General features: G+C 65.6%; 16 protein-coding genes. 6 read left to right on the top strand and 10 right to left on the bottom strand.

Annotation, left to right across the window (positions count from 1 at the left end; genetic code table 11):
* Positions 1–194: 194 nt before the first annotated feature.
* Entirely contained in the window at positions 195–1,514 is a 1,320-nt protein-coding gene (locus AB4Z16_RS10180) for an OmpP1/FadL family transporter (protein WP_441511229.1), read from the bottom strand.
* A gap of 427 nt (positions 1,515–1,941) precedes the next feature.
* Here AB4Z16_RS10180 and AB4Z16_RS10175 point away from each other — a divergent pair, with 427 nt between their 5' ends.
* Entirely contained in the window at positions 1,942–2,790 is an 849-nt protein-coding gene (locus tag AB4Z16_RS10175) for a fumarylacetoacetate hydrolase family protein (protein ID WP_441511228.1), read from the top strand.
* A gap of 223 nt (positions 2,791–3,013) precedes the next feature.
* Here AB4Z16_RS10175 and AB4Z16_RS10170 read toward each other — a convergent pair whose 3' ends face one another.
* The 4 genes from AB4Z16_RS10170 to AB4Z16_RS10155 all read right to left on the bottom strand — a co-directional run bounded on the left by AB4Z16_RS10170 (position 3,014) and on the right by AB4Z16_RS10155 (position 6,761).
* Positions 3,014–4,114: a helix-turn-helix transcriptional regulator gene (locus tag AB4Z16_RS10170; protein ID WP_441511227.1), complete on the bottom strand. Its 1,101-nt coding sequence runs from the start codon at positions 4,112–4,114 to the stop codon at positions 3,014–3,016.
* 114 nt (positions 4,115–4,228) lie between these two features.
* A complete protein-coding gene (gene argC, locus AB4Z16_RS10165; RefSeq protein WP_441511226.1) occupies positions 4,229–5,164 on the bottom strand; it encodes an N-acetyl-gamma-glutamyl-phosphate reductase in 936 nt (311 codons plus the stop codon).
* A 347-nt stretch (positions 5,165–5,511) separates the two neighbouring features.
* Positions 5,512–6,468 carry an agmatinase gene (gene speB / locus AB4Z16_RS10160; RefSeq protein ID WP_441511225.1) on the bottom strand — a complete coding sequence of 319 codons (957 nt, stop codon included), beginning with the start codon at positions 6,466–6,468 and terminating at the stop codon, positions 5,512–5,514.
* A gap of 14 nt (positions 6,469–6,482) precedes the next feature.
* Entirely contained in the window at positions 6,483–6,761 is a 279-nt protein-coding gene (locus AB4Z16_RS10155) for a hypothetical protein (protein WP_441511224.1), read from the bottom strand.
* A gap of 233 nt (positions 6,762–6,994) precedes the next feature.
* Between AB4Z16_RS10155 and AB4Z16_RS10150 the strand changes: the two genes are divergently transcribed.
* Complete coding sequence (locus AB4Z16_RS10150; protein ID WP_441511223.1) at positions 6,995–7,321, top strand: hypothetical protein; 327 nt, start codon at positions 6,995–6,997, stop codon at positions 7,319–7,321.
* A 166-nt stretch (positions 7,322–7,487) separates the two neighbouring features.
* Here AB4Z16_RS10150 and AB4Z16_RS10145 read toward each other — a convergent pair whose 3' ends face one another.
* From AB4Z16_RS10145 to AB4Z16_RS10130, 4 genes are all read right to left on the bottom strand, one after another.
* The gene (locus AB4Z16_RS10145; RefSeq protein ID WP_441511222.1) at positions 7,488–8,240 is read right to left on the bottom strand and encodes an SDR family oxidoreductase; all 753 of its coding nucleotides are present in this window, start codon (positions 8,238–8,240) and stop codon (positions 7,488–7,490) included.
* Positions 8,241–8,336: 96 nt separating this feature from the next.
* Complete coding sequence (gene rpsI, locus AB4Z16_RS10140; RefSeq protein WP_441511221.1) at positions 8,337–8,816, bottom strand: 30S ribosomal protein S9; 480 nt, start codon at positions 8,814–8,816, stop codon at positions 8,337–8,339.
* A gap of 2 nt (positions 8,817–8,818) precedes the next feature.
* A complete protein-coding gene (gene rplM, locus AB4Z16_RS10135; RefSeq protein WP_441511220.1) occupies positions 8,819–9,280 on the bottom strand; it encodes a 50S ribosomal protein L13 in 462 nt (153 codons plus the stop codon).
* A 196-nt stretch (positions 9,281–9,476) separates the two neighbouring features.
* Positions 9,477–9,902, bottom strand: coding sequence for a PaaI family thioesterase (locus tag AB4Z16_RS10130; RefSeq protein ID WP_441511219.1), 426 nt, complete (start codon positions 9,900–9,902; stop codon positions 9,477–9,479).
* A gap of 128 nt (positions 9,903–10,030) precedes the next feature.
* Between AB4Z16_RS10130 and AB4Z16_RS10125 the strand changes: the two genes are divergently transcribed.
* On the top strand, positions 10,031–10,840 hold the full coding sequence (locus AB4Z16_RS10125; RefSeq protein ID WP_441511218.1) for an enoyl-CoA hydratase: 810 nt from the start codon (positions 10,031–10,033) through the stop codon (positions 10,838–10,840).
* A gap of 41 nt (positions 10,841–10,881) precedes the next feature.
* Here AB4Z16_RS10125 and AB4Z16_RS10120 read toward each other — a convergent pair whose 3' ends face one another.
* A complete protein-coding gene (locus tag AB4Z16_RS10120; RefSeq protein ID WP_441511217.1) occupies positions 10,882–11,310 on the bottom strand; it encodes a hypothetical protein in 429 nt (142 codons plus the stop codon).
* Positions 11,311–11,456: 146 nt separating this feature from the next.
* Here AB4Z16_RS10120 and AB4Z16_RS10115 point away from each other — a divergent pair, with 146 nt between their 5' ends.
* The 3 genes from AB4Z16_RS10115 (at position 11,457) to AB4Z16_RS10105 (ending at position 14,663) form a co-directional block, all read left to right on the top strand.
* Complete coding sequence (locus tag AB4Z16_RS10115) at positions 11,457–11,987, top strand: CoA-binding protein (protein ID WP_441511216.1); 531 nt, start codon at positions 11,457–11,459, stop codon at positions 11,985–11,987.
* Positions 11,988–12,093: 106 nt separating this feature from the next.
* Positions 12,094–13,317 (top strand): FAD-dependent oxidoreductase, encoded by a 1,224-nt coding sequence (locus AB4Z16_RS10110; protein WP_441511215.1) that lies wholly within the window; start codon positions 12,094–12,096, stop codon positions 13,315–13,317.
* Positions 13,318–13,385: 68 nt separating this feature from the next.
* The gene (locus AB4Z16_RS10105; RefSeq protein ID WP_441511214.1) at positions 13,386–14,663 is read left to right on the top strand and encodes an O-acetylhomoserine aminocarboxypropyltransferase; all 1,278 of its coding nucleotides are present in this window, start codon (positions 13,386–13,388) and stop codon (positions 14,661–14,663) included.
* Positions 14,664–14,678: the final 15 nt, after the last annotated feature.

The following is a 14,678-nucleotide window of genomic DNA, read 5'->3' as shown; positions in this document are numbered from 1 at the left end:
CCCTGCATCGGGACCCGGCCATCGGCCAGTGGATCGGCACGCTCGCGAAGAGATGAATCAGCGGGATCTTGGCGACTGATCGCCGAGATCCCCGGAACCCTTGCTGGCGGATCGCCTCCGGCAACCTTGCCGAAGTCGGAAACAGAAAAGCCGGCCTGTCGGGCCGGCTTTTCCGAGCGCGTTCTGCGCCGAAATCAGTATTTGCGCACGACCGGATGGACCGGCACGGTCTGGGTCGGGTCGTCCCAGCGATAGGTGATGCCGACCGAGGCGATGTTAACATAGGGCTTGGCCTCGGCGGTATAGAACACGGCGCCCTGCTGCGGATGCGCGCCGTCGTAATTCACCTTGGCCTTCTTCACGTCGATAAAGGTGTAGCCGAGGTCAAGCTTGATCTTGTCGGTGAGCTGGTAGCTCGCACCCGCCGAAAGCCAGAGGCGATCATTGTCCGAGATGAAGATCGTGCGGTTGCGGTCGTTGACCGCCGAGAGTTCGTAGCCGACACCGGCGCGCAAAGTCAGCGCATTGCTGTACTTGTATTCCGCGCCGAGCGTGAAGAACCAGGCGTCGTCATACTGGAAGTTCAGGCTCGTCACCGGGATGCCGCCGAGCTTGCTGACGACCGGGATGTTGCGGAAGCGGCTCCAGTTCGTCCATTCGACGCCGGCATGGACCTGCCACTGGTCGTTGATCACCTGCGAGACGCCGAACACAACCGAGTCCGGCAGGTTGAGGTTCGCCTTGACGGGAACGACCGCGAGCGGCGTGCGGAAGGTGCCTTCCAGCGTCTGGCGGATTTCGGAACGATAGGCCAGGCCGATGCTGGTGCCCTGGAACGGCGTCAACGTGAAGCCGAAGCGGTAGCCGAAATCGATCGTGTCGCCTTCGATGATGACCGGCGGCGCCGTCGGGCCGATGCCGGCGGCCTGCTTGAGGCTCGCGCTGAAGTACTGAACCTGCAGCGCGGCACCGATCGAGAGCCAATCATTGACCTGATAGCCGACGGTCGGCGAGACGTTGATCGTCGTCACCTTGGCGGAGCGGCCATAGATCTGGGCGGCGTGCACCTGGTCGTCGGGCTTCGACCGGAGGCCGTAGGGCGCCCCGGTGTGCATACCGATCCAGAGCCGGTCGGTAAGCTGCCAGGCCGAGTAGGAGGCCGGGATGAAGCCGCCATCGCCCCCGATATTGCCCGTGCCGTTCTGGATCGGGCTCGCCGGGCCGTTGGGCGAGCCGAGGCGCGTAACCGAAGTCGGATCGTAGCTCGCATTGGCGTTGAGGTAGGTGAAGTTCCAGTTGCTGTTGCGGCCGGGGAACATCGTGATGGTCGCCGGGTTCCAGGCCATCGAGCCCATGCCGATGCCGCCGGACGCCGCACCGGCATAAGCCATACCCAGGCCTTCGGCGCTCTGGCCGCTGCGGATCGCGAAAGAGCTCGCGGAAGCGGCGCCAGCGGCGAGGAGAGCGGCAACCGAAACCGTGGCGGCTGCAGCAGTACGAACAAGGCCCTTCATCGAATCCATCCCGGTTAAGCTTTTCCGAGGCGCGCGGACCTCGGTTGATTCGAAGCATGACGCGAGCCGTTTCCTGCCGCAATCCCGCCTGCATCGCCCAAAATCCGTCTCCGGATCTCCTTATTCGCGGATACGAACGGCGAAAAACGGCCAAAAACTGCCCTTTCTGCGATGCCGACTGGCCGACCGTTCAGAAAAGGATGGTTTACATGCAAACTATTGTGGGTTTTGCGCGGGGGACATTCATGCGGGCCGGTTGCGTGCTCGCGGTTGAGAGAGTCGCTTTGGAGCGCGCAGTTGCAATCGGGCAACATCTTGGGCACCCTCCTGCTGCGGACGGCCATGCACAGAGACGGACTTGTGTTTCGCCGACACATCCGGTCAGAGTCGAAAGCCCATTTAGATCGTTTGAAACGGGGGAAACACCTTGAAACTGCTCCGCTACGGCGCGCTCGGCCAGGAAAAGCCGGCCCTTCTCGATGCCCAGGGCAAGCTGCGCGACCTGTCCGGCGTCATCCCTGATGTTGCCGGCAAGGCGCTGAGTTCGGCCTCGCTCGCCAAGGTCAAGGCGGTTTCGGCTGAATCGCTGCCACTGGTTTCGGGTTCGCCGCGCATCGGCGCCTGTGTCGGCGACGTCCGCAACTTCATCGCCGTCGGCCTCAATTTCGCGGACCACGCTGCCGAGACCGGCGCGGAGATCCCGAAGGAGCCGATCCTTTTCAACAAGGCGCCGAACTGCATCGTCGGCCCCAATGACGACGTCATCATCCCGAAGGGCTCCAAGAAGACCGATTGGGAGGTCGAGCTCGCGATCGTGATCGGCGACGGCGGCTCCTACATCGAAGAGAAGGATGCGATGGCCGCAATCGCGGGCTTCTGCGTCTGCAACGACGTCTCCGAGCGCGAATTCCAGCAGGAGCGCGGCGGGCAATGGGCCAAGGGCAAGGGCTGCCCGACCTTCGGTCCGCTCGGCCCCTGGCTGGTGACCACCGACGAGATCAAGGACATCCAGAACCTCGGCATGTGGCTCGAAGTCGACGGCGAGCGTGTCCAGAACGGCTCGACCAAGACGATGATCTTCGGCGCCGCCTATCTCGTCCACTATATCAGCCAGTTCATGCGCCTCGATCCAGGCGACGTGATCACCACCGGCACGCCTCCGGGCGTCGGCCTCGGCTTCAAGCCCCCGCGCTTCCTGAAGGGCGGCGAGGTCGTGGCGCTCGGCATCGAGGGCCTTGGCGAGCAGAAGCAGAACTTCGTCGCCTACAAGGGCTGAGTTCTCTCGCCTAGCGAGCCAACCGCCACTCAGGAACAGCATCGGACGCCGGCCATTGCCGGCGTCTTTTTTGGCGGTGGAGGCGGATAAAAAACGCCGCCAGAGCCGCTTGACCCGGCTTTGACGGCGCAAAGTTTCGTTCGCGGACGGCAAAGCCGTCTCTGCCTCGACACTCTCGCCCGCTTTCGCCGGGCTGGCATCCCCCAAATGGGGGGTCCAAGGCTCACCGCGGCGGCGCGGCGCTCTTGAGCAGCCCGACGAGATCCGCCTGCCGGCGCGAGCCCGTCTTCGCCAGAATGCGCTTCAGCGTCGTGCGGGCCGTCGCCTCGGTCACGCCGAGGCGCTGTGCGGCTTCGCGGGGCGTATGCCCGCCCGCGATCGCGGCGGCCAGACGCGCCTCCGCCGGGGTCAGGTCGAAGAGCCCGCCGATCAGGCCGGCCTCGAGCCCGGCCCCCGCCGTCACCGGCGTCGCGACCACGATGGCGCTGGCGAAGGAAAACACATCGCGCGCCTGCCCGCGCACCGGCGAGAGATGCAGCACCATCGGCACGCCGCCCCGCCGTGCCGGTATCGGGAGGGACCGTACCGGTTGCGGCAGATCGGGCCGCGACAAGGCCGCGATGGCCGCGGCCAACAGATCGTCCGCGGGGGCGTGCGCAACCGCGAGCCTTGCCGCGCGATCCTGGAAGACGCCCGGCATCAGATCCTGAAACAGCGCGTTGGCGTCGATGACCTGCCCCCGCAACCCCAGCACGGCCGCGGGGAGGCCCATCATCTCGAGGGCCTGCGACGCGGCTCGCGCCCGCTCCATCGCCAACCGGCGCCCCAGCAAACCGGCGCGCGCGAAATGCGACCGCAGGCTTTCCAGGGCGGAGATGCCTTTTGCATCCACATAGCCTTCGGTCACGGACCGCTCGCAATGAACAATCGTCAGGTCGCCGGACGGCGCCGCTATGGCGGTGGCGACAGCGGAACCATAGCCGGCCGGAATCAGGATGTCCTGATAGAGCGGCGCGCTTGCGATCTCGTCCTGGCTGAAAACGTCCTTGTCAGTGATGAAGCCAAGCCGGCCATGGACGAGCAGACGCTGCGCCCGCTCGTTGATGCCGAACGGGATGCGCCGCAGCAATTCTTCATAAGCTTGCCCGAACTCGGGAGAGGACGCGATCAGGCGGGCGTCGTCATCGAGGACCGTGCCGAGCAGCGCTTCCTTGCAACCGGCGAGCCGGGCCGTATCCCGCAGGACGCGGGACCAGCCCTCAGGCACGATCGCGGCTTCATAAATGCCGTCGATCAGCGCGTTTTCGAAATCGCTGCCCGCCACGTCTTCCTCTTTGACCGGCAGCATAGTCTTGCCACGACAACTTGGCCTCCCCTGTTTGGGGGAGACCAACTAAGCCTTTCGACGCAATCGGCGGTTGAAGTGCCCCGCGCGGCCTCAGCCTTCCGGCAGGCCGAGCATCAGGCGGATATTCTGGACAGCCGCGCCCGAGGCGCCCTTGCCGAGATTGTCCAGGCGCGCGACGAGCACGGCCTGGCCGAGATCGTCCTGCCCGAAGACGCGCAGCTCGAGCTTGTTGGTATCGTTCAGCGCTTCCGGCTCGATCTTGCCGCCCATCCCCTCCTGGGAGTGCACGCTGACATAGCTCGAGCCGGCATAGCGCTCGGCCAACGTATGATGAAGATCGGCGATGCTCGGCCGCCCGGGCAGCGTGTCGAGATGCAGCGGAATCGAAACCAGCATGCCCTGCCGGAAATTCCCGACGGAGGGCACGAAGATCGGCCGCCGCGTCAGCTTGGCATAGGCTTGCAGCTCCGGCAGGTGCTTGTGGCGCAGGCCGAGGCCGTAGAGCTCGAAGGCCGGTGCGACACCGGTCTCGTACTCCTCGATCATCGACTTGCCACCGCCGGAATAGCCGGAGACGGCATTGATCGTGACGGGATGGTCGTGCGCCATCAGTCCGGCATCGACGAGCGGGCGCAGCAGCGCGATGGCGCCGGTCGGATAGCACCCCGGATTGGCGACGCGATCGGCCTTGGCGATCTTCTCGGCATGGCCCGGCTCGAGTTCGGCGAAGCCATAGATCCACCCCGGCGCGACGCGATGGGCGGTGGCGGCGTCGACGATCTTGGGCGCGTTCGTGCCGAGTTCGTCGGCGAGCACAACCGATTCCTTGGCGGCGTCGTCCGGCAGGCAGAGCACGACGAGATCGACGCTCGCCATCATGTCCTTCCGCGCGGCCGGATCCTTGCGCTTGCCGGGGTCGATGCTCTTGACCGCGACCTCCGGCACCGCACCCAGCCGCTCGCGGATGCCAAGCCCGGTCGTGCCGGCTTCGCCGTCGATGAAGATGGTTTTCAGGTTCTGGCTCATCAGGACCCCCGATCGCTGGGTAGGCACGTCAATGGATGGGCTTCAGGCATAAAAAAACCGCGCTTCTCGGCGCGGTCGCGGGCGTTCGGTCATCGGCCGAGCGTCATCGCGGGCGCGCCGGAGCGGCCGAGTACGGGCGACGTCGGGACAGGTTACTGACCATCGCTTCGATATGAGGGAGCCACCGGGCCCTGTCAATAACGGCAGGCTTCGGCCCGAAGCATAACCGCACCGCGCCACGCTCGTGCCGGTTCGGCGGATCGAAGGCGGCGTTCCTCTTTTCCGAGTCGCCGCAACGGCTTGCGGGCAGCGGCTCGGAATTCGATTCCACCTGTTCGCAAACCGATTCAACCCGCCTGCTTCAGCGCCAGTGCCTGAATGTGATGCTGCACGATGGTCGAGGCGGCGATCGCGGTGATGTCGGCGTGGTCATAAGGCGGCGAGACCTCGACGACATCCATGCCGCGAATGTCGAGGTCTCGGAGCGCCCAGAGGGCACGCAGAGCCTGATCCGCACTGAACCCGCCCGAGACCGGCGTGCCCGTACCCGGGGCGAAGGCAGGGTCGAGCGCATCGATGTCGAAGGTGAGGTAGGCCGGACCCTGCCCTACCCGCTCCCGGATGCGCTGCGCCATCCCGGCGACGCCGAGTGCGTGTGCCTCATAGGCGTCGAGGATGGCGATGCCGCAGTCGCGCGGTGCGACGGTGCGGATGCCGATCTGGATCGAGCGCTCGACATCGATCAGCCCTTCGCGGACCGCCTCCAGCACAAAACTGCCATGACCGATCCCGCCGGGGCCGTCATCCCAGGTATCCTGATGGGCATCGAACTGGATCAGCGCCAGCTGGCCATGGCGGGCGACATGGGCGCGCAGCAGCGGCAGGGTGATGAAATGATCGCCGCCCAGCGTTATCAGATGCGCGCCGCCAGCAAGGATGGCGGCGGCCTCCGCCTCGATCGCCCCGGCACAACCCGAAAGGTCACCGCGCGGCAAGGCACAGTCGCCGTAGTCCATGGCCGAAAGACGGGCGAAGGGGTCGATACCCGACGGATATTGCGGATCGCCGTCGAAGATCGCGCTCGCGCGCCTGATCGCCTGCGGGCCGAACCGCGCACCGGGCCGGTTGGTGACGGAAAGATCGAAGGGCACGCCCCAGATCACGAGATCGCAGCCCGCGACATCCTTGCCATAGGGCCGGCGCATGAAGGAGAGCGCGCCTGCATAGGTCGGGTCGGCCGCGCCGCCACGCCGCTCGCCCGTGAAGGCGTGGTCGATCGGCGGCTTGTCGCTGGCTTCGCTCATGACGGTCCTTCGAATCAACGGCGCGCGTTGAACCAGACGAAGAGGCACCAGGGCAGGATCAGCGCCAGCGCCGTCAGCACGAGACGCAGCATCGTCCAGGCGTTGGGGTTGTTGATCGCGCGCCCGTCGAGCTCCGGGACGCCATGGATGAAGCCGAGCGCCACCGCCGGAGCGAGGAAGATGGCCAATGCCCTGCCTATCCGCCGAGCGCGCGGCAGATCCTCTTGCGCCAGCATCAGCAAGGCCGGCACCGCGATCATGCCGAAGGCGATCAGAATGAGGAGGACGCGCATAGGCTCTTGCTACATCAGCGGCGAACGACGCGCGAGAGGCGGCGCTCCCTACGCCCCGTCGGCTTCATATGCCTCCGTATAATAAGCACGCACATCATTGTGATCCTTGCCGCGAAAATGCCACGGATCAAGCTGCGGAGCGTCTTTTTTCCGGAAGCATCCTTGGGTGTTCCTGCAAGCGTGCAGGAACGAATAACCCCTTGCTTATCGATGCAGTGGTTTCGGAGACAGCGATGAAGAAGACACTGGCCGCAGCGGCGTTCGCCCTGACTTTTGCCCTTGGAGGCATTGCCGTGCAATCGGCAGCCTCAGCCCATCCGGCAACGCCGAATCCGACGCTGAGCAGTGCCGGCAATCTGGTCACCCCCATAGCCGCCAAGGCACATCAGCCGGCTGCGAACCAACTCGCTCCGCAACCCCAGGAGGAGCCGCAGGAATATCCAAAATACCATGATCAGGCGACGGATGCCTATTACTCGCCGCCCTTGAAGGCCAATCCCTGCCGATTCACCCAGGCTCCCATCGATGGCGCGATGAAGCAGGTCGAGGTCTGCGACTGACACTGTCGGGGCCCGAGGAATTCCTCGCCCCGCGACGAGTTGTTGCGTGCAAAGTAGCGTTGCGTAGCGTCGCGAGCGGGTCGTCAGACCCGCTCGCTCCCTGATCGCCCGCCGCGCGCTCCCGAAGCGGCCGGGCTCCCCGCTCCAGCGCAGCCCGGCATCGGCGTCAGCGGCCGCCAGATACTTTCAGGATCACGCCCGTCGTATAGCTGGATGCCTCCGACAGGAGGAACAGCACCGCCTCGGCGATCTCTTCGGCGGTGGCTGCGCGCTTGAGCGGGATCAGCGGCGCGATGCGTGCGACGCGGCCGGCTTCTCCGGTCGAAAGAGCGTGGATCTCCGTCTCGGTGATGCCGGGCGCCACCGCGTTGACGCGGATGCCATGAGGCGCCAGCTCCTTGGCGAGGCCGAGGGTGAGGGAATCGACGGCCCCCTTCGAGGCCGCATACCAGACATATTCGCCGGGCGAGCCGAGTTCGGCCGCGACCGAGGAGATGTTGACGATCGCCCTCCCCGGCGCCGCCTCATGGGCGATCAGCGCGCGGGCCGCCTCGCGCGCGACCAGAATTGCACCGGTGACATTGACGTCGATGCACTCACGGATCACGGCGGCATCCGCTTCGACCAGGGAACTCGACTTGCCGGTGATGCCGGCATTGTTGACGACATGGGTGAGCGCACCGAGCGCCGCCCTGGCTTCAGCGAAGACGCGGATGATGTCGGAGACATCGGCCATGTCGCCCTGCAATGCGAGAGCCTTTGCGCCGGCCGCCTCGCAGGCCTCGACGACCGCGGCTGCAGCCTTGCCGTTGCTTTGGTAGTTCACAGCAACATCATAGCCGCGCCTGGCCGCCATGATGCAGGTCGCCGCGCCGATCCCGCGGCTGCCGCCGGTGACGAGGAGGACGGGACGGCTCACGGCGGACTCCGGCTGATCTGGCGCGAAACTGCAGCCAATACGAAAAGGGCGGCTCTTGCGAGCCGCCCTTCCGCATAACGGTAATTCCAGAAACGATCAGCGCTTCGAGAACTGGAAGCTGCGGCGGGCCTTGGCCTTACCGAACTTCTTACGCTCGACGACACGCGAGTCGCGGGTCAGGAAGCCTTCCTTCTTGAGCGGGCCGCGAAGCTCCGGCTCATAGAAGGTCAGGGCCTTGGAGATGCCGTGGCGGACAGCGCCGGCCTGGCCGGAGAGACCGCCGCCCTTGACCGAGACGATGACGTCGTACTGGGTCAGGCGATCGACATGCTGCAGGGGCTGCTTCAGGACGAGACGCAGCACCGGACGGGCGAAATAGATCTCCTGATCGCGGCCGTTGACCGTGACCTTGCCGGAGCCGGGCTTGATCCAGACGCGGGCGATGGCATTCTTGCGCTTGCCGGTGGCATAGGCGCGGCCCTGGGCATCGACCTTCTTGACGTGGACCGGAGCTTCCGGCTGAGCGGGCTTGGCTGCATCGCCAAGCTGGGAGAGAGACTGAAGAACCTCGGCCACGGTCAGACCCTCTTGTTCTTGCTGTTGAGCGCGGCGACGTCGAGCGCCTCCGGCGACTGGGCAGCGTGCGGATGCTCCGCGCCCTTGTAGACGCGCAGATTGCCGAGGATCTGGCGGAAGAGCGGGCCGCGCGGCAGCATGCGCTCGATGGCCTTCTCGACGACGCGCTCGGGGAAGCGGCCTTCCAGGATGAACTTGGCCGAACGCTCCTTGATGCCGCCCGGGAAGCCAGTGTGGTGGTAGTACACCTTCTGGTCACGCTTGCGGCCGGTCAGGGAGACCTTCTCGGCATTGATGACGATGACGTTATCGCCGCAGTCGACATGGGGGGTGTAGGCGGCCTTGTGCTTGCCGCGCAGACGCATCGCCACCACGGAGGCGAGACGGCCGACGACGAGCCCGGAGGCGTCGATCACAACCCACTTCTTTTCGACATCGGCGGGCTTGAGCGAGACGGTCTTCATCGCGGGCACCCTTCGGTTGCGTAAGAAAAGGACAAGCCGCCGGAGGTCCGGCGGCGGTGTGGGCTGGCAATAGGAGGCGTGGAGCCGGCTGTCAAGCCGCTTCTAAAGTGCAGGTTTCCGAAAAACGCAATTTTCTCATAGCGATGAGAATAAAGGTATCCTGATACCGCATCATTCTTCCACGCAGGACCGGGGATCAGCGTGCGGGGATCGAATAGGTCCCCGTCGCGTGGCAGACCATCTCGGTCTCGCCCTGCGAATAGAGGCAGACCTCGCCGACGGCGAGCCGCTTGCCGAGCTTGAGCAGCTTCGCCTCCCCGATCAGGGCTGCCTGCCCGGGCTTGCGCAGGAAATTGAAGTTGAGGCTCGTCGTCACCGCGAGACCGACCGGGCCGATCTGGGCGAGGATCGCCGCGTAGAGCGCGAGATCGGCCAGCGCCATCATCGTCGGCCCCGAAATGGTCCCGCCCGGGCGCAGATGCTTCTCATGGTAGTCGCAGCGCATCCGGGCCGTCATCGGGCCGACCTCCTCGATGAAGTAGGTGCGGCCGCCATGGTGGAGCTGCGGAAAGACCTCGTCGAGATAGCTCTCGATCTCGGCGGCGCTCATGCGGATCGTCATGCGAAAAACCGAAGGCTAAGGCGGAAGTTCTCCCCTTGCAGCATGGCCGGCTGCCCCCGACAATAGGCCTAAACGCGAAGGCGGCTCGCGCAAATAGGGCAGCGCAGGCGGCGCCGGGAAGGATCGTCATGAACGCGCATCACCAACCGGCCACCGCCATCCTCCTGCGGCGGGATGCCGAGGGTATCGCGACGCTGACGCTGAACCGCCCGCAGGCTCGCAATCCTCTGAGCGAAGCAATGCTGACCGCGCTGAGCGAGGCCTTCACCGCGATCGCCGCCGACCGCTCGGTGCGCGTCGTCATCCTCGCCGCCGCCGGCCCCGTCTTCAGCGCCGGGCATGATCTGAAGGAAATGACCGCCCATCGCGCCGATGCAGATTGTGGGCGGGCCTATTTCACGGATATCCTCGGGCGCTGCTCAGGCGTGATGCAGCAGATCACCGCCCTGCCCCAGCCGGTGATCGCGGCCGTCGAGGGCACGGCGACTGCCGCCGGTTGCCAGCTCGTAGCGAGCTGCGACCTTGCTGTCGCCGGCAGCGACGCCCGTTTCTGCACGCCGGGCGTCCATATCGGCCTGTTCTGCTCGACGCCGATGGTCGCGCTCTCGCGCAATCTCTCGGCCAAGCATGCGCTGGAGATGCTGCTGCTCGGCGAGATGGTGCCGGCAACGGAGGCAGCCCGGATGGGGCTCGTCAACTGCGTCGTGCCGGCCGGCGACGCATTGGCGGAGGCGCAGCGGCTCGCCGGCATCATCACCTCGAAATCACCGGCAACGGTCAAGATCGGCAAGCGCGCCTTCTACGAGCAGCGCGAGATGGGGCTGAAGGCCGCATACGACCACGCTACGGCGGTCATGGTCGAGAACATGCTCGCGCGCGACGCCGAGGAAGGGATCGGCGCGTTCATGGAAAAGCGCGCGCCGATCTGGGAATCATAGCAGGCCCGGCGCATCGACTGCCGGGCTTATCTGCAGCGCATTCAGACGATTTCCCGATAGTGGTGTTCCACGACCGGCGCAGGCGTGGCGGCCTCGCCCTCGCGCGCCGGCTCGGCCGGCAATTGCAGGACCGTGGCGCACTGACCCTCCACCAGGCTCGTCACCATGACCAGGCGTCCATCCGGCAGCTCGAGTGCGTCGTGATGGACATAGGGCTTGTCGAGGTCGACCTGGCGGAACCGTGCGACCCGGGCGCGATATCTCCGGTTCGGCAGCAGCCCCATGCCACGATCACACTCGATATCGGCCGCGAAGGCCAGCTCCGTGCCGGGCATCACGCAGACGGCCACGTCCGGCCGGCCGACAGCGCAAAAGCCGCGGGTGCTCGCTTGCGGAAAGCGGGTCGAAACCAGTTCGTCGCCGACCTTGGCTGGAGTGGACATCACATTGTGCAGGCTATAGTCGCACATGGCAGGCCCTCCGTTTCTACTGACAAGTCGGGGGCCATCCCCGACGCGCCAGCAAAGCACCAAAGCATGGCGGGCCTATGTTGAGCGTACGTTGATATGCCGTTGGAGCGTTCCGGTACCCTTCACTTTTCTGCGAGTGCCCGCAATTGAGCCACGAATCCTACGATGACACCGCGATCCGTCGCATTCTGCGCGAAACGAAGCGGATCGCGCTTGTCGGTGCCTCCGCGAATGAGGCGCGCCCTAGCTGGATCGTGACGAAATACCTGCTCGACCGCGGTTACGACGTCGTTCCTGTCAATCCCGGCCTCGCCGGGCAGACCATCCTGGGCAGGACGGTCTACGCCTCGCTCAAGGAGGTTCCCGGCCCGATCGACATGGTCGAGATCTTTCGCAACTCTCAGGCAGCTGGGCCGATCACCGACGAGGCATTGGCGCTCGATCCCCTGCCCAAGGTGATCTGGATGCAGCTCTCGGTGCGCAACGACGAGGCCGCGGCCCGCGCCGAGGCGAAGGGCGTCACAGTCATCATGAACCGCTGCCCGAAGATCGAGTATGCTCGGCTGTCGGGCGAGATCGGCTGGCAGGGCATCAATTCGCGCATCCTCTCCGCCAGGAAGCCTGCGCTCGCAGGCAAGGGCTTCCAGAAGCTGACGATCAACCGGCCGGGGACATAAATCCGCGTCATTCTCGGGCTTGACCCGACCATCTCGGAGACCAGAGAGCTGGTCACGAGATTCTCGGGTCAAGCCCGAGAATGACGCGCAAGGGAGAGGCAGGACAATGCGCGAGCTTGCGACGACCTGCTGCATCGCCGGCGGCGGCCCGGCGGGGATGATGCTGGGCTTCCTGCTGGCGCGGGCCGGCGTCGATGTGACGGTGCTCGAAAAGCACGCCGACTTCCTGCGGGATTTTCGGGGCGACACCATCCATCCCTCGACGATGCAGCTGATGCAGGAGCTCGGCCTGCTCGACGACTTCCTCAAGCTGCCGCATACCGAGGAGCGCAGCATCGTCGCCCGCTTCGGCGATCAGGACGTGCCGATCGCGGATTTCAGCCATCTGCCGGTCGCGGCGCCCTATATCGCCTTCATGCCGCAATGGGACTTCCTCGATTTCCTGGCCGATCGCGGGCGCGAGCTGCCGCACTTCCATCTGCTGATGCGGGCCAAGGCGACGGGGCTGATCCGCGAGGGCGGGCGCGTCACCGGCATCACCGCGCAGACGCAGGATGGCGAGACGACGATCACCGCCGATCTCGTCGTTGCGGCGGATGGCCGCCATTCGGATCTGCGGCAGGCCGGCGGCTTCTCGGTCCACGAGATCGGCGCGCCGATGGATGTGCTCTGGTTCCGCCTGTCCCGGCGCGCGAGCGATGCGGCGCAGACCTTCGGGCAGGTTGCGCGTGGACGCTTCGCCGTGATGCTGAACCGCGGCGACTACTGGCAATGCGCCTATGTCATCCCGAAAGGGGCGCTGGAGAAGCTCCGGGCTGCCGGGCTCGACGCCTTCAGGGCGAACCTCGCCGAATTGCTGCCGATCCTGGCCGACCGTACCGGCGAGATCGCGAGCTGGGACGATCTCAAGCTGCTTTCGGTCGCGGTCGACCGACTGGCGCAATGGTGGCAGCCGGGGCTGCTCTGCATCGGCGATGCCGCGCATGCGATGTCGCCGATCGGCGGCGTCGGCGTGAACCTGGCGATCCAGGACGCGGTCGCGGCCGCCAACCGGCTTGCCGCGCCATTGCGCGAGAAGCGCGTCGCCGACAGCGATCTCGCCGCCGTGCAGGAACGCCGGGCCTTTCCGACAAAGGCGACGCAAGCCTTGCAGGTCGCGATCCAGAATCGCTTGATCACCCCGATCCTTGCCGGCAGCGGGCCGGTGCAGCCGCCCTTCCCGCTCAAGCTCCTCCGATGGTTCCCGCTGCTGCGCCGCATCCCGGCGCGGCTCGTCGGCATGGGCTTGCGGCCGGAGCATATCGGGCCGGAACTGGCGCCCCGCCCCTGAATTGACGCTGCCGACCGCGTTCGTTAAATCGAACGAACGGTTTCGTCAGAAGTGCCAGGGAGAACGCCATGTCCGATCGCGCACCGGGTTTCAGCACACTCGCCATCCATGCCGGGGCGGCTCCCGATGCGGCGACAGGCGCACGCGCCACGCCGATCTACCAGACGACCTCCTTCGTCTTCGACGACGTCGACCACGCAGCCTCGCTGTTCGGGCTGCAGGCCTTCGGCAATATCTATTCGCGCATCGGCAACCCGACCAATGCCGTGCTCGAAGAGCGTGTCGCGGCGCTTGAAGGCGGCACGGCTGCTCTTGCGGTCGCCTCAGGCCACGCCGCCGAATTCCTGTGCTTCCACGCACTGATGCAGCCCGGTGACGAGTTCGTCGCGGCCAAGAAGCTCTATGGCGGCTCGATCAACCAGTTCAACCACTCCTACAAGAACTTCGGCTGGAGCGTGATCTGGGCCGACTCCGACGATCTCGAGAGCTTTGCCGCCGCCATCACGCCCAAGACCAAAGCGATCTTCATCGAGTCGATCGCCAATCCCGGCGGCGTCGTGGTCGATATCGCCGGCATCGCGGCCATCGCCAAGAAGCACAACATCCCGCTGATCGTCGACAACACGATGGCGAGCCCCTATCTGATCCGCCCCTTCGAGCACGGTGCCGACATCGTCGTGCACTCCGCCACGAAATTCCTGGGCGGCCACGGCAATTCGGTCGGCGGCGTGATCGTCGATGGCGGCTCGTTCAACTGGGTCGGCGACGAGCGCTATCCGATGCTGTCCAAGCCGCGGCCGGAATATAACGGCATGGTGCTCGGCGAAACCTTCGGCAATTTCGCCTTTGCCATCGCCACCCGCGTGCTCGGGCTGCGCGACATGGGTCCGGCACTCTCGCCCTTCAACGCCTTCATGATCCTGACCGGCATCGAGACGCTGCCGCTGCGCATGCAGCGCCATTGCGAGAACGCGCTGACGGTCGCCAAGCATCTGTCGACCCATCCCGCCGTCGATTGGGTCAGCTATGCCAGCCTGCCGGGGAACAAGTATTACGAACTCGCCCAGCGCTATTCGCCCAAGGGCGGCGGCGCGGTCATGACCATCGGTCTGAAGGGTGGCTACGATGCCGGCGTCAAGCTGGTCTCGGATCTGAAGCTGTTCTCGCATCTCGCCAATATCGGCGACACGCGCTCGCTGGTGATCCACCCGGCCTCGACCACGCACCGACAGCTCAGCGATGCACAGAAGACGGCCTCCGGCGCGGGCCCGGAGGTGGTCCGGCTCTCGATCGGGCTCGAGGATGTCGCCGATCTGATCGACGATCTGGATCAGGCGCTGGCCTGAGCTTCCGCGTCTTGG

The organism is Allobosea sp. TAF32, assembly GCF_052113585.1.
Lineage (GTDB): Bacteria > Pseudomonadota > Alphaproteobacteria > Rhizobiales > Beijerinckiaceae > Allobosea.
The sequence above is the reverse complement of the archived record's forward strand: the minus strand, read 5'-3'. Positions and strand labels throughout refer to the sequence as shown.